Annotated in this window: 13 protein-coding genes; 5 read left to right on the top strand and 8 right to left on the bottom strand. The window is 64.4% G+C overall.

The annotated features are described in order from the left end of the window. Positions 1–229: 229 nt before the first annotated feature. Both ydiK and PG896_RS14925 read right to left on the bottom strand, forming a co-directional pair. On the bottom strand, positions 230–1,315 hold the full coding sequence (gene ydiK, locus PG896_RS14930) for an AI-2E family transporter YdiK (protein WP_042864807.1): 1,086 nt from the start codon (positions 1,313–1,315) through the stop codon (positions 230–232). A 9-nt stretch (positions 1,316–1,324) separates the two neighbouring features. Next, positions 1,325–2,701 (bottom strand): bifunctional NUDIX hydrolase/phosphatase PAP2 family protein, encoded by a 1,377-nt coding sequence (locus PG896_RS14925; protein WP_270835866.1) that lies wholly within the window; start codon positions 2,699–2,701, stop codon positions 1,325–1,327. 172 nt (positions 2,702–2,873) lie between these two features. Between PG896_RS14925 and PG896_RS14920 the strand changes: the two genes are divergently transcribed. Beyond that, the gene (locus PG896_RS14920; protein WP_010675931.1) at positions 2,874–3,251 is read left to right on the top strand and encodes a hypothetical protein; all 378 of its coding nucleotides are present in this window, start codon (positions 2,874–2,876) and stop codon (positions 3,249–3,251) included. 79 nt (positions 3,252–3,330) lie between these two features. Here the strand turns inward: PG896_RS14920 and PG896_RS14915 are convergent, their stop codons facing one another. Then, positions 3,331–4,701 carry a hypothetical protein gene (locus PG896_RS14915; protein ID WP_270835865.1) on the bottom strand — a complete coding sequence of 457 codons (1,371 nt, stop codon included), beginning with the start codon at positions 4,699–4,701 and terminating at the stop codon, positions 3,331–3,333. Between the two features lie 219 nt (positions 4,702–4,920). Here PG896_RS14915 and PG896_RS14910 point away from each other — a divergent pair, with 219 nt between their 5' ends. Continuing rightward, on the top strand, positions 4,921–5,238 hold the full coding sequence (locus tag PG896_RS14910) for a DUF1496 domain-containing protein (RefSeq protein WP_039040821.1): 318 nt from the start codon (positions 4,921–4,923) through the stop codon (positions 5,236–5,238). 820 nt (positions 5,239–6,058) lie between these two features. On the opposite strand, the gene PG896_RS14905 is transcribed toward PG896_RS14910, so the two are convergent. After that, positions 6,059–7,507, bottom strand: coding sequence for a catalase (locus PG896_RS14905; RefSeq protein ID WP_171865665.1), 1,449 nt, complete (start codon positions 7,505–7,507; stop codon positions 6,059–6,061). A 159-nt stretch (positions 7,508–7,666) separates the two neighbouring features. Here PG896_RS14905 and PG896_RS14900 point away from each other — a divergent pair, with 159 nt between their 5' ends. Further along, entirely contained in the window at positions 7,667–8,152 is a 486-nt protein-coding gene (locus tag PG896_RS14900) for a GNAT family N-acetyltransferase (protein ID WP_171865664.1), read from the top strand. Then, complete coding sequence (locus tag PG896_RS14895; protein WP_270835864.1) at positions 8,149–9,006, top strand: AraC family transcriptional regulator; 858 nt, start codon at positions 8,149–8,151, stop codon at positions 9,004–9,006. Before PG896_RS14900 ends, PG896_RS14895 begins: the two co-directional genes overlap by 4 nt. A gap of 69 nt (positions 9,007–9,075) precedes the next feature. On the opposite strand, the gene PG896_RS14890 is transcribed toward PG896_RS14895, so the two are convergent. Continuing rightward, entirely contained in the window at positions 9,076–9,975 is a 900-nt protein-coding gene (locus tag PG896_RS14890; protein WP_042864813.1) for a DMT family transporter, read from the bottom strand. 109 nt (positions 9,976–10,084) lie between these two features. Continuing rightward, positions 10,085–10,525 (bottom strand): DUF2214 family protein, encoded by a 441-nt coding sequence (locus PG896_RS14885; RefSeq protein WP_029314852.1) that lies wholly within the window; start codon positions 10,523–10,525, stop codon positions 10,085–10,087. 110 nt (positions 10,526–10,635) lie between these two features. Here PG896_RS14885 and PG896_RS14880 point away from each other — a divergent pair, with 110 nt between their 5' ends. Continuing rightward, entirely contained in the window at positions 10,636–12,240 is a 1,605-nt protein-coding gene (locus PG896_RS14880) for a sensor domain-containing diguanylate cyclase (RefSeq protein ID WP_161646899.1), read from the top strand. A 23-nt stretch (positions 12,241–12,263) separates the two neighbouring features. On the opposite strand, the gene PG896_RS14875 is transcribed toward PG896_RS14880, so the two are convergent. Both PG896_RS14875 and PG896_RS14870 read right to left on the bottom strand, forming a co-directional pair. After that, the gene (locus PG896_RS14875; RefSeq protein WP_041214057.1) at positions 12,264–12,923 is read right to left on the bottom strand and encodes an HAD family hydrolase; all 660 of its coding nucleotides are present in this window, start codon (positions 12,921–12,923) and stop codon (positions 12,264–12,266) included. Positions 12,924–12,988: 65 nt separating this feature from the next. Beyond that, on the bottom strand, positions 12,989–13,996 hold the full coding sequence (locus PG896_RS14870) for an ABC transporter ATP-binding protein (protein ID WP_270835863.1): 1,008 nt from the start codon (positions 13,994–13,996) through the stop codon (positions 12,989–12,991). Between the last annotated feature and the right edge of the window lie 4 nt (positions 13,997–14,000).

Raw genomic sequence — 14,000 nt, 5'->3', positions numbered from 1 at the left:
TTGTTATCCGGTTTGAAGCCGTATGACCACTCCCTTTTGTGGGCAACTGTCAGGTGAATACCATCTCCATACAATATTTCCCTGCAGACAGATGCCGCTGATTCATGGACACACCGGACAGCGGCATCTCGATCGTCCGATTACGCTTCGCTAATCGAACCAACATGGGACGGTAATAAACAAAAGAGCCGCCCTGGGGCGGCTCTTTGCATCGGGGATGAATGAATCGTCACGGCGCCTTGGGCGGCTCCACCAGAGCGGTTGCCGGTTGGTCATCTTCCTTGATCCAGGCATCCAGCAGGGTGTAGCCCACCGCCAACACCACGGGGCCGATGAAGAGACCGATGATCCCCAGCGCCAGCAGGCCGCCGATGACCCCCACCAGAATGAGGATCAGCGGCAGGTCGGCCCCGCGCTTGATGAGGAAGGGGCGCAGGAAGTTGTCCATGGTGCCCGCCAGCAGGGACCAGACCAGCAGGAAGGTGCCCCAGGTGGTGTCCCCGCTCCAGTAGAGGTAGCCGACGCTGGCCAGCAGCACCGGGAAGGGGCCTATCTGGGCGACGATCAGCAGGAACATCAGCACCACCAGCACCATGACATAGGGAATGCCGGCGATGAGCAGGCCCAGGCCCGCCACCGAGGACTGCACCAGGGCGGTCACCACCACCCCCATGGCGACGGCACGGATGGCCTGGGAGGCGAGCACCACCGCATTGTCACCGCGCTGGCCCGCCAGACGGTGGGCGAAGCGGCGAATGCCTTCTGCCGCCTTCTCTCCCGAGTGGTAGAGCAGGCCGCAGATGGCCACGGTCAGCAGGAAGTGGACGAACAGCAGGCCGAGGTTGCCCGCCTGGGCCGCCAGCCAGCGGGCGGTCTGGCCGAAGTAGGGGGCCAGCTTGGTGAACAACACCTGGCCGCCGCTCGCGAGGATCTGCTGCCAGAACTCATAGAGCTTGTCGCCCACCAGGGGCACTTGCTGCAACCAGAGCAGCTCGGGGGGCGGGGATTGGCTGAGCTCGGTGCCCAGCTCGATGAGCATGGGGGCCTTCTCCGCCACGTTGGCCAGCGTCATGAAGAGGGGAATGACGAAGATGAGCAGCAAGATGCTGGTCATCAGCAAGGCCGCCAGGGTGCGCTTGCCCCACAGCAGGCGCTGGGCCATCTGCATCAGGGGCCAGGTGGCGATGGTGATCATGGTCGACCACACCAGGGCGGGCAGGAAGGGGCGCAAGACCATGAAGCACGAGATGATGAGCAGGCTGAGGAACAGCAAGCCCAGGGTGATCTTGGCCAAATCCACTTTTTTCATATTCATGGCATTCCCTTAACGAGGGGTTGAGCGCCCGGTTCGGGCACCGTGACGGATAGCGGACAACGACCACCAGAGCCCGGCGCTGAGCCAGAACCCCAGGCAGCCAAAGAGCCACCCTTGTCCCGCGAGGATCAGCAGAGAGCTGCTGGTGAGCGCGGGCACCAGGAACAGGAGCCCTGCCACGACCAGCCCCCCTGCCAGGGTCAGCAGCGCGGCGGGCAGGGCGGGGGTGGGGCTCCGTTCGAGTGATAGCAGATTACCCGATACCAGCCCCAGGGTGAACATGGCAAGCCCGGCCAGGGCGGTGGACTGGGTGAGCCAGGCCGAGAGGGCGCTGGCGATGAGCAGCCCGGCCCAGGGGAGCGGGCGTGCCGCCAGCTTCGCCAGCGGGGCGCGCAGTGCCAGCAGCAGGGCCCCCAGGGCAAGGCCGGCCACCACATCCGAGAGGAAGTGGACCCCCAGCCAGACCCGGGCCAGCCCGGCCACGCCGGCCAGCAACAGGGCCAGCAGGGCCCCCTGCCAGGCCCGCAGCGCCGGCAGCCAGCCAAGCAGCAGGCCCCAGTAGAGCAGGGTCGAGGCGGTGTGACCGCTCGGCATGCCGAAGCCCTGGGCACTCTGGCGGGCCAGCTCGGGTTGCAGGTGGAAGGGCCTGGGCCAGCCGATGCCCGCCTTGAGCAGGTTCACCACCAGGGTGAGCAGCACCATGGCAAACAGCAGGTGGCGCAGCCTGGACCAGCCGAGCAGGGGCAGCAGCAAGGGCAGCAGCGCCAGCTGGAAGGGGGCCGAGCCCAGCAGATTGCCCGCCCTTGGCCAGAGCACATCCGGCCCTAGCCACCGTTGCAGGCGCTGGATCAGCGGCAACTCGGCGCGGTGCAGCGCACTGGCCGCGTCGCTGAAATCCGTCACCCACAGCACCTGGCTTTCGGGCACCTCGGCCAGCCTCGGGGCTATCCAGTCGAGCTGCGCCGGGAAGCGACGCTGGGCAGGGGGCAGGTCGGCGGCCGCGATCAGCCTGGCGTTCAGGATCTCGCCACCGAGATCCGGGGCCTGGAGCAGGGAGACAAACCCCGTCCCTCGCTGGACCCGCAGGTGCTCCAGGGTCTGGCAGGCGAACACCCTGGCCCGTTGCCAGCGCCCCAGCTCGCCGGTGACGCGACCCTGCAGGCCGGTCTCCTCGAACAGCTCGCGCAGGGCCGCCTGCTCCGGGGTCTCCCCCCTGTCGATGTAACCGCCGCTCAGGCTGTAGCGCGAGGAGAGCCTGTCCTGCACCAGCAGGATCCCTTGCTGGTGGCGGATCACGCAGGCGGCCGCAGAGGGAGGGGATTCGGCGCGGGAGGCGGGCAGGGCACCGCCCAGCAACAGCAGCAGGCAGAAGACGACTCGAAACATGATGACACCCAGGGGCAAGGAGTGGGGATAAGGGTCACAGAAATCAGACGGCCGGGCAATGGCTTGCAGGGGGCACCGACCCTGTGGGGGACGCAAGGATTGCCGTCTGCGCGGGCAGTCCCTAGTATTGGCGGCTATTGTTCTTCTCATTCACTACATTGTGGGGCTCTTCATGCGACAGTTCGGTTTCTTTCTGGGGATTGCCATCGGCGTCATCCTGATACTGTTTGGCAGCATCGTCATCTTCCAGGCCCTGCCTGCGGCGCTGGACGTGCTGGAGATGCCGAGCCGGATCCCCTTCGTGCGCGAGGTGTACACCTGGCTGATGAGCAGCGCCAACGGGCTCACCGCCCAGCTGGAGCAGAACTTCCTGGAGGCATTCCAGACGGTGCTCAAGCTGATCCTGCTCATCACCTTCATGTGGGTCTGCGTCAAGCTGGTCAACATGGGGGTGCTGATCATCCGGGCCGGCGTCGACCTTATCCGCACCGCCATCGAGCACAGCGAAGAGAAGGGTGCCAAGCCCACCGAGCAGGACCGCCATTTCTGATCTTCCCCTGCTACGGGTCAGATAAACAACAGGCCATCATGTGATGGCCTGTTTTTATGGTGGCATGACGCTTAAAAAGTCAGTTAAGCAGTTTTTCCAGCTCCGCTTCGGCATCCGCCCTGGCCTGATCGCTCAGGGTGCCGGAAGTCGCTTCCAGCTTCTCGCCCTGTTGCTGCACCGCCTTGGCCGCTTGCTGCTGTGCACTGGTCGCGGCACTGATGGCAGCTTGCTTGGCGCTGTCGCTCACCGCCTTGGCGGCTTGTTGTTGCGCTGTGGTTGCAGCACTGATGGTCGCTGCGCTGCTGGCGGCCTGCTTGGCGCTGTCGCTCACTGCCTTGGCGGCTTGCTGCTGCGCACTGGTCGCGGTACTGATGGTTGCGGCACTGCTGGCGGCCTGTTTGGCGGTGTCACTCACCGCCTTGGCGGCTTGTTGCTGCACTGTGGTCGCGGCACTGATGGTCGCTGCGCTGCTGACGGCCTGCTTGGTGGTGTCGCTCACCGCCTTTTCGGCTTGCTGCTGCGCCGTGGTCGCGGCACTGATGGTCGCTGCGCTGCTGACGGCCTGCTTGGCGTTGTCGCTCACCGCCTTGGTCGCGTGCTGCTGCGCCGTGGTGGCGGCACTGATGGTGGCCTGCTTGGCGGTGTCACTCACCGCCTTGGCGGCTTGCTGCTGCGCTGTGGTTGCGGCACTGATGGTCGCTGCACTGCTGACGGCCTGCTTGGCGCTGTCGTTCACCGCCTTGGCGGCTTGCTGCTGCGCCGTGGTGGCGGCGCTGATGGTGGTGGCGCTGCTGGCAGCCTGCTTGGCGCTGTCGCTCACCGCCTTGGTGGCTTGTTGCTGCGCCGTGGTTGCGGCACTGCCGATCACCTGTCTGGTGGAGTCGGACAGGGCCTTGCTGGCGCTCTGTTGCAGTCCCCCCATCATGGTACCCAGCAGAGAACTGCCAGCGCCCGTGAGCCCCTGACCGGCACCGGTCAGGGCCGTGGCGGCCGGGGTGGCCTGGGACTGCCAGCCCTGCATGGCGCTGGGCCAGGTCGGGGTGGCGGCCGTCAGGTTTTCCCCGAAGACCTGGGTCGCCCCGTCACCTTTTTGCACCATGACGGCGAGCTGGTTGGTGTCGGCGTTCCAGACCATGCCGGCCTGCTTGGCCACGTCCGGCACCGGGGCGTAGCGGGAGACCACGTAAAAGAGCGGCCCCTCCTGTTGCAGCTCGTCGGCGGTCTTGAGCAGCTGCATGGTGCTCTCGTAGTTGGGCCCCAGCATGGCGGTCATTCTGTCCTTGATCAGCGGCTGCTCGAACAGGTTGGCCTCGTTCGGATCGAAACCGACCAGCGGCTTGAGCAGGGCCCACATCAGCTGGCTGGTGGGGCTCATCATCAGCAGGGGGGCGACACAGGCGGACAACATCAGGCTCAGGCAGGCAGCCTTGAGCAACGGCATGATACGCATTGACAACATATCCAGTTAATTATCTGATTATTAAGGGTTATTCATTACCACATCCCGGCGATGCCGGTGGGGGCCCACGGCAGAGCCCTGACAGGCCTTTGCGGGCGCAGGCAGGCTATCATATTGCTTCCGGAATGCCAGATGAGCCGATATTTATTGGTCAAGTCGAGGGCTCTGCTGGTCGCTTTACACTTTCACTCCCCCGTGACAGGAATTCCCATGATCCGTTGTGCAGGTTGTCTGCTGGCCCTTGGCTGGCTCTTCCCCGCGTTGGCCGCCCCGGCGTCCAACACCCTCAGCCACTCGGTGGGCACCGAGCTGGTGCTGCCCCTTGGTTCGCTGCCCGAGCGGGTGTGCTGGTATCAGGATCAGAAATACTCCCAGGGGGCCCGTATCCAGCAGGGGGAGCTCTGGCTGGAGTGCGCGCCGCAACAGGCGATGGAGACCAATGGTCCCCTGATCTGGCGAGAGGTGACGACGCCGTCACAGAGTGGTGAACCGGAGGGCAACCAGCGGACGATCCGGGTGGGCCAGTGAGCCTTTTCTTGATCCAGCTACAGACACGGGCGTGATCTCTATCGCATAATGCGGCTCTTTCTTCTCTTGACTGGGATCTAAGCAATGGCTCGTCGCTCTTCCAATGCACAACGTCGTCGCAGTAGCTGGTGGTACAAACGCTTGTTGGCAAGGGAGCGGGAAGAGCGCGAAGCGCGTTCCGTCCGGGATTGATACTGCATTGAAAAACGGAGCCTCGGGCTCCGTTTTTATTGGTGACTAAACGTGCATTACCGCAGGCAGGTTTATTACCAGAGGTGGACAATGGTGCCGCTCTGCCAGTGCACAACGTCGTTGCCGTCGTGAGCTGGCGGTACAAACCCTTGTTGGCAAAGGAGCGGGAAGAGCGCGAGGGCGCTGCGTCCGGGATGGATACGGCATGGAAGAACGGAGCCTCGGGCTCCGTTTTTATTGGTGAATATAAGTGCATTACCGCAGGCAGATTTATTACCACAGGTGGATAATGGTGCCGTTCTGCCTGTGCACAACGTCGTTGCCGTCGTGAGCTGGCGGTACAAACCCTTGTTGGCAAGGGTACGGGAAGCGCGTGAGGGCGCAGCGGCCGGGATGGATACGGCATTGAAAAGCGGAGCCTCGGGCTCCGTTTTTATTGGTGACTAAAAGTGCATTACCACAGACAGGTTTATTACCACAGGTGGATAATGGTGCCGCTCTGCCAGTGCACAACGTCGTTGCCGCCATGAGCTGGCGGTACAACCCCTTCATTCAGCAAAGACCGTCATGCGAGAACGGGGGCCATCAGGCCCCCGTTTTGCTTTTGCAGAGGTTGGCTGCCTGCGACTCAGCGTTGCAGGGCGGCGAGGGCCAGCTCGACCCGCTTGGCGTACTCGGGGTCGGCCTGCTCGAAGTGCCTGAGCTGGGCCGCGACGATGGCGTCATCCTCCACATTGATGAGGGAGCGGGCCAGGTTGGCGGCGAGGCGGGCACGCTGCCCCTCGTCCATCAGGCGGAAGAGATCCCCCGGCTGGCTGTAGTAGTCGCTGTCATGGTCACGAAAATCGTAGTGCAGGGCAGCCCCTTCCAGGCTCAGGGCCGATTCGTGCTGCTCGCTCGGCTGCTGGGTGCCGAAGCGGTTCGGTTGGTAGTTGGGGCTGGCGCCACCGTTGCTGTCCGCCCGCATGGCGCCGTCGCGGTGGGCGCCGTGGTGGAACGGGCAGCGCGGGGCGTTGACCGGCAGCAGGCCGTGGTTGACGCCGAGGCGATAGCGCTGGGTGTCACCGTAGGAGAAGAGCCGCCCCTGCAACATGCGATCCGGCGAGAAGCCGATGCCGGGCACCACGTTGGCCGGGGTGAAGGCGGCCTGCTCCACGTGGGCGAAGTAGTTGTCCGGGTTCTGGTTGAGTTCCAGCAGGCCCACCGGGATGAGCGGGTAGTCCTTGTGGGGCCACACCTTGGTGAGGTCGAACGGGTGGATCGAGTAGGTCTGGGCCTCGGCCTCTGGCATCACCTGCACATAGACCTTCCAGCGCGGGAAGTCCCCCCGCTCGATGGCGTTGAACAGATCTGCCTGGCTGGTCTCTCTGTCCTGACCGACGGCGGTGGCCGCCTCTTCATCGGTGTAGAAGCGGTGGCCCTGCTCGGTCTTGAAGTGGAACTTGACCCAGAAGCGCTCGTTCGCGTCGTTGATGAAGCTGAAGGTGTGGCTGCCGTAGCCGTTCATCTCCCGCAGGCTCCTGGGAATGCCGCGATCGCTGAAGAGGATGGTGACCTGATGCAGGGATTCCGGGTGGCGTGACCAGAAGTCCCAGGCCGCGGTGGCGCTGCGCAGGTTGGTGCGGGGATCCCGCTTCTGGGTGTGGATGAAGTCGGGGAATTTCAGGGGATCGCGAATGAAGAACACCGGGGTGTTGTTGCCCACCAGATCCCAGTTGCCCTGCTCGGTGTAGAACTTGAGGGCGAAGCCGCGCACGTCCCGCTCGGCGTCGGCGGCGCCCTTCTCGCCGGCCACGGTGGAGAAGCGCAGGAACACCGGGGTCTGCTTGCCGACGGCGTTGAACAGGTCGGCCTTGCTGAAGGCGCTGATGTCGTGGGTCACGGTGAAGGTGCCGTAGGCGCCCGAGCCCTTGGCGTGCACCACCCGCTCGGGAATGCGCTCGCGGTCGAAGTGGGCGAGTTTCTCCATCAACCAGATGTCTTGCATCAGGACGGGGCCGCGGGGGCCGGCGGTGAGGCTGTTGTTGTTGTCGACGACGGGGGCGCCGTTGGCGCTGCGCAGGGTCTTGTCGGTCATGGATGTCTCTCCTTGTTGATAGGGGGTCAGCCTACGGATCTGCACAGTGACGGGCCAATGGGCCTTTCCTAGCCCTTTGATAGGTAAGACGAATGGGTGCGGGGGGATGTGTAATGGCGCCGGATATTGCATGATGGGGGTTTCGAGAAGGAGCCTCATATGCAGATTACTATCCGTCATGCCGAACCCACCGATGCCCCCGCCTTGCGGGATCTCTACGCCCTGCCTAATGCTCAGGCGGGCACTCTGCACCTGCCCACGCCTCCCCTTAGCCAGTGGCAGAAGCGGTTGGAGAACAGTGATGTGGTCGCCTTGGTGGCGGAGGTAGATGGGGGGCTGGTGGGCCAGATAGCATTGCATGTGGAGCCCAATCCCAGACGCAAACATGTGGCAGGTATTGGCATGGGGGTGCGTGATGACTGGGCTGGCAAGGGGGTTGGCTCCGCACTGATGGCTGCGGCACTGGATCTGGCCGATAACTGGCTCAACCTGCATCGGATTGAACTGACGGTTTTCGTCGATAACGAAGCTGCGTTGGCGCTTTATCGCAAGTTCGGCTTTGTGGAAGAGGGGCGGGCCCGCGACTATGCCTTCCGGCAGGGGCGCTATGTGGATGTGTTCTATATGGCCAGGGTGCGCCGATGATCGACTATCGCGAGCGCCTGACGCCGGTGCTGCGGGCACTGGAGCAGGATCCGGATCTCTCCATCGAGGCGCTGGCGAGTCGCGCCTGCCTCTCCCTCTACCACTTCCACCGGGTATTCACCGCCGTGGTGGGGGAGGCCCCCGGCGAGATGTGCCGCCGCCTGCGGATGCAGCGGGCGGCCTGGCAGCTCTGCTACACCGATGCCAGCGTTACCGCCATCGCTCTGGGGGCGGGGCTTGGCAGCTCCCAGGCTTTCGCCAAGGCGTTTCGCCGTCACTATGGTTGCACCCCGGGGGCGTTTCGCCGCGACAAGGGCAAGAATGGACACCTGGATCGCAAGGAAGGACACGCATGGCAAGGGGCACTCCCTTATGCTGAAGGCCACTCATCAGCAAGGAGCAACACCATGAACACCGTCGAGATGGACGCCCGCACCCTGGCCTATGTCCGCGTGACCGGCCCCTATGGCGAAGGGTATGACGCCGTCTGCCATCGCCTTCACCAGTGGGCCGCGCCCCGTGGCCTGGAAGGGGGAGAGTGGATCTTCATCTACCACGACAACCCCGAGGTGACGCCGCCGGCCCAGTGCCGCACCGATATCGGTATCAGCGTGCCGGTGGGTACCCTGGGGGCGGGGGAGGTGGAGACCCAGCTCATCCCCGCCGGGCGCTACGCCCAGTCCCGCTATCTCATCACGGATCGCAGCCAGTACGGGGAGCGCTGGCAGGAGCACATCGGCGATATCGTCGCGGCCGGGCTCGCCTTTGGGGACGGCCCCTGCTTCAAGCTCTATCACAGCGTGAGCAATGACCCGCTGCGGGATGACGTGAGCTTCTGCTCCAGCGTGCGCTAGGCAGGCGGCAATAAAACGAGGCGCCCAAGGGCGCCTCGTTTTATTTGGGGTCAATGACCACCGCAGATATCAGGGCTGGCTGGGCACCTTGTTGCGGCGGGACTTCCACCACCAGCGCAGGCGGATCTGGGAGATGAGCATCCCCGCCAGCATCAGGGCACAGCCGACCACGGCCCGTTCGTCCAGATGTTCCCCCAGCAGCAGGACACCGCCAATGGCGGCGAACACCGTCTCCAGGCTGAGGATGATGGCGGCATGGGCCGGATGGGCACCGCGCTGCCCCACCACCTGCAGGGTATAGCCGATGCCGACCGAGACCAGACCGGCGTAGAGCAGCGCCTGCCAGCCCGCCACGGCACCACTCGCCGTCGGGGTCTCGATGACGAAGGCCGTGGCCAGGCTGAGCAGGCCGCACACCACGAACTGCACCCCGGCAAGACGAATGGGGGCGACCCGGTTCGAGTAGTGATCCAGCACCAGCAGGTGCACGGCCCAGAACAGGGCCCCGATCACTTGCAGCAGATCGCCGTAGCCGATGGTGAACTCCTCGGTGACGCTGAGGTAGTAGAGCCCGGCCATGGCGATGAGGGCGCCTACCCAGGTGTTGGCCCCGGTCTTGTGGCGCAGGGCCAGGCCGATGACGGGGACCAGAATGATGTAGAGGCCAGTGATGAAGCCCGCCTTGGCGGCCGTGGTGTAGAGCAGCCCCACCTGTTGCAGGGAGGCGGCGGAGAAGAGCACGGTGCCGGCGATGAGGCCCCCGGTCAGCAGCAGGCGGTGATCACCGGCAGGCTGGGGCGGCTGGCGTGACTTGAGCCACCACAAGAGCGGCAGCAGGGAGAGGGCGCCCAGCAGGAAGCGCAGGCCGTTGAAGGTGAAGGGCCCCATGTGATCCATCCCCAGGCGCTGGGCGACGAAGCCCAGCCCCCAGATGGCGGCGGCCATCAATAACATCATGTTTGAACGCATACGGAATCATCCCTGAGAAAGAGTCTCGGCGGCACTCGGGCCCCGCCATTACGATACCTGCGAGAAGGGGCGTTTGTCGTCAGCCATTTGTTGCCGGGCGAGGGCAGGATCAGCGGCTGGCCAGCTTGGCGAGCAGGGGCAGCAGGGCGAGCAGCAGCAGGTTGCCCCTCAGGATCCAGATCACCCAGAACTGCTGCTGGGTGGAGACAAGGGGAGCCCGTCCCTGGCGCAAGGATCGGCGCCAGTGGTGGAACAGCCGGCTGGGGTAGCCAAAGCTGATGGCCATGGCGAAGAACATCAGCAGCTTGGTGCGGTAACCCGGATTGGCAAACAGGATGGCCGGTGGCTGGGGATGGGCGACCACCAGCAGCACGCCCGTGATGAAGATGAGCAGCAGGGCCAGGGCGGCCAGGCTGTCAGCCAGCAGCAGCTTGCGCACCTGCTCGATGGACATGCCGCGCCGGAACAGGAAATACTCCGAGGTGATGGCACCGGTCAGGGTGATCACGGCGCAGTAATGGAGGGCAGTCAGCAGTTCCGGTTTCAACATCCAGGCCAGTTCCTTCTCGTTGGCCACCCGATGCGCTTCCCTTTGGACGCCATCAGGTGGGGCTGATATTCTGACACTACACGATGTCAGGGGATAGCATGGAGTCAGGGTTGGATAAGCGAGCAGTCTCCAAAAAGACCTGGTCCCTGGTGGCACGGATGCGCCTGGGCCTGCTTCTGCTCTTCATTCCCGTCCTGATGCTGGGCGCCATCTACTACCTGCACATGGAGCGCAGCCTGCAGCGAGAGCTGCAACAGCGCCTGCTCGCCACCAATCACCAGTTGCGCCACGTCTTCATCGAACCCTACCTGAACGAGATGGAGCGTCAGTTCTCCCTCATCTACGACCAGGTCAAGGTGGAGGACATCAGCGGCCCCCGTCTGCGCAACACCGACTCCTATCTCAGGGAGTGGCGTCTCTACAAGGGGGTGATGGCGGATCTCATCTACATCTATGTGGGCACCGCCGAGCGCCAGATGCTGATCTACCCCGAATGGCAGGCGGATGCGGACTTCGACCCCAGGGTGCGCCCCTGGTATCAGCTGGCCAGCCAGCATGTGGGCAAGATGGTCTGGACCGAACCCTACTACGACTACACCAACGGCACGCTGGTGATTGCCCTGGCGCGGGCCATCACCGACAAGGAGGGCAAGGTGCGGGGGGTCTTCGCGGTGGATGCCATCCTGGCCCCCTTCTCCGCCCAGCTGAACCGGCAGTGGAACAGCGGCTACCAGATGATCGTCAACCAGTCGGGCAAGGTGCTGGCCCACCCCGATCCCTCACAACTGCTCAAGCCCATGACGCACCCGACCTGGCTCTCCCGCTTCAGCGGGGAGGACGGCATCTTCCTGGATCAGGCGTCTCGCCAGTTCGTGGCCTACAGCCGCCTGCCGGACCACAACTGGGTGCTGATCAGCGTGTTGCCCGCCTCCAGCATCCAGGCGGTGGTGGCGAGCGCATCCCTCAACGTGCTCGGGATCATCGTGCTGGCCAGCGTGCTCTACATGGTGCTGGCACTGATCTGGTCCCGTTATTTCAGGCGGATGCTGGACGAGATCTCCACCGTGATCCGGGCCAGCCGGACCCAGCCTGACGAGGTGCACCAGGGAGGGATGCGCGAGCTCAGGCACGTCTATGCCGAGCTGGCGGAGGTGAGCAAGGATTATCACGAGGTGCGCCAGCAGGCGAACCTCGACAAGCTGACCGGCCTTTACAACCGGCGCTTCTTCGACGAGCGGTTGAATCGGCTGCTGCTCGATCAGGACAGCTTCTGCCTGGCCATGATCGATCTGGACGGTTTCAAGCGGATCAATGACACCTATGGTCACCAGACCGGGGACGTGGTGCTCAAGCGGGTGGCCAGCTTTGGCGCCAAGCTGCTGGGGGATCATGGCTGGGTATGCCGCTATGGCGGGGAAGAGCTGGTGGTGCTGTTTGCCAATCCCGATATCCACTTCTGCCAGATGCTGCTGGAGCAGTACAGGATTGGGGTGGCCTCCCTGCACTGGCGTGAACCCGGTCTTGGGATCACCTTCAGCGGCGGCCTGGTGGCGAGTGCCCCCGGGCTTGGGGCCAGGAGCCTGCTGACCATGGTCGATGCCGAGGTCTATCGCGCCAAGGGTGACGGCAAGAATCGCATCTACATGGTGGATCCCCTGGCTCCCCGGGACGACTCGCCCTCAGGGGATGGCATGTTGAGCAAAGAAGAGGCCTGAGGGCCTCTTCTTCATTGCGCGGATCAAGGGTGCAACTGCCAGGTCCAGAGGGGCCAGCCCAGCTCCTCGGCGCACTGGCGCAGGGCGGGGGCCGGATTGACCGCATGGGGATGGCTCACCGCCCGCAGCATGGGCAGATCGTTGTGGGAGTCGCTGTAGCCGAAGCTCCCCTGCCAGAGGTGTTCCTTTCCGGCAAAGAGCTGGTTGATGCGGGCCACCTTGCCTTCGCGAAAGCTCAGGGTGCCGCGGGTCTGGCCGGTCAGCATGCCGGCTTCCTCGTCGAGCAGGATGGCCACGCAGTGATCCATCCCCAGCATCTGCGCCATGGGGGCCACCAGATGCTCGCCGGAGGCGGAGATGAGCACCAGCTCGTCGCCACGCTGGCGGTGCCACTCGATGCGGGCCAGCCCCTCGGGGTAGAGGCGCTCCCGCAGCACCTGTTCGGCAAAGCGTGTGCAGAGGGAGTCGAGCCACTGGCGCGTCCTGCCTGCCAGCGGTTGCAGGGTGAAGGCCATGTACTGGTGCATGTCCATCTTGCCCTGATGGTAGAGGGACATCATGGCCTGCTCCTCGGCCACCATGCCCGCCGGGGCCAGCTCCTGGGCCACCATGTACTCCAGCCAGAGGCTGGCGGAATCCCCCGCTATCAGGGTCTCGTCCAGATCAAACAGTGCCAGGGCCATGGCTGCTCCTCGGGTTGGCTGCCAGCATCGGGGTACTGGCTGAAAAATGAATGGGATTCATGGCGTTATGCTACCTCACAGAGTTGATCCCGGGCCACCACCAGGGTCACGGCGCTGCCTACCGGCAGCAGATCGCCGGCACGGCGGTTGAGGCAATCCACCGTCAACAGCCCTGCCTCGCACTCCACCTGATAGCGGATGACGTTGCCGAGCAGCTGCTGCTGGCGAACGATGCCGGGCAGGCTGGGCTCGTGGCTGACCGCCCCGGCGGGCAGCAGGGTGATAGACTCCGGCCGCAGCGCCAGCTTGCCGCGAAAGCGCGGGCCGAACAGGGATTTGGCCTGCTCGCCACCCAGCAGGTTGTAGTTGCCGATAAAGCCCGCCACGAACTCGCTGGCGGGGCGGGTGTAGATCTGCCCCGGTGTGCCGCTCTGGACGATGGACCCCTTGTTCATCAGGAAGATCCGATCCGACAGGGTCAGCGCCTCCTCCTGATCGTGGGTCACGAAGATGGTGGTGAGCTCGAGGCGCTGCTGGATCTCGCGGATCTGCTGGCGCAGGCTGCGGCGAATGCGGGCATCCAGCGCCGAGAGCGGCTCGTCCAGCAGCAGGATCCGCGGCTGTACCACCAACGCCCGGGCCAGCGCCACCCGCTGGCGCTGGCCGCCGGAGAGTTCGCCCGGATAGCGGCGCTCGAAACCGGTCAGCTCCACCAGCGCCAGCGCCTCTTGCACGCTGGCGGCGAGATCCCGCCCCGGCTGGGGCTTCATCTTGAGGCCGAAGGCGACGTTGTCCCACACCGTCATGTTGGGGAAGAGCGCATAGCTCTGGAACACCATGCCGATGCCCCGCTTCTGGGGTGCCTGCCAGGTAATGTCCTCACCGGCCACCCGCACCTGACCGCCATCCACCGGGGTGAGCCCGGCCAGGGCCCGCAGCAGGGTGGATTTGCCGCAGCCGGAGGGGCCGAGCAGGGTCACCAGCTCCCCCTTGCGGATGCCGAATTCAATCCCCTCGAACACCTTGGTGTCGCCGTAGGATTTGTGCAGTTGATTCACTTCTAGATGGAACATGTTG

The sequence above is a fragment of the Aeromonas sp. QDB30 genome (assembly GCF_027707645.1).
In the GTDB taxonomy this organism is placed as follows: domain Bacteria; phylum Pseudomonadota; class Gammaproteobacteria; order Enterobacterales; family Aeromonadaceae; genus Aeromonas; species Aeromonas caviae.
This window is presented reverse-complemented; position numbering and strand designations above follow the sequence as displayed.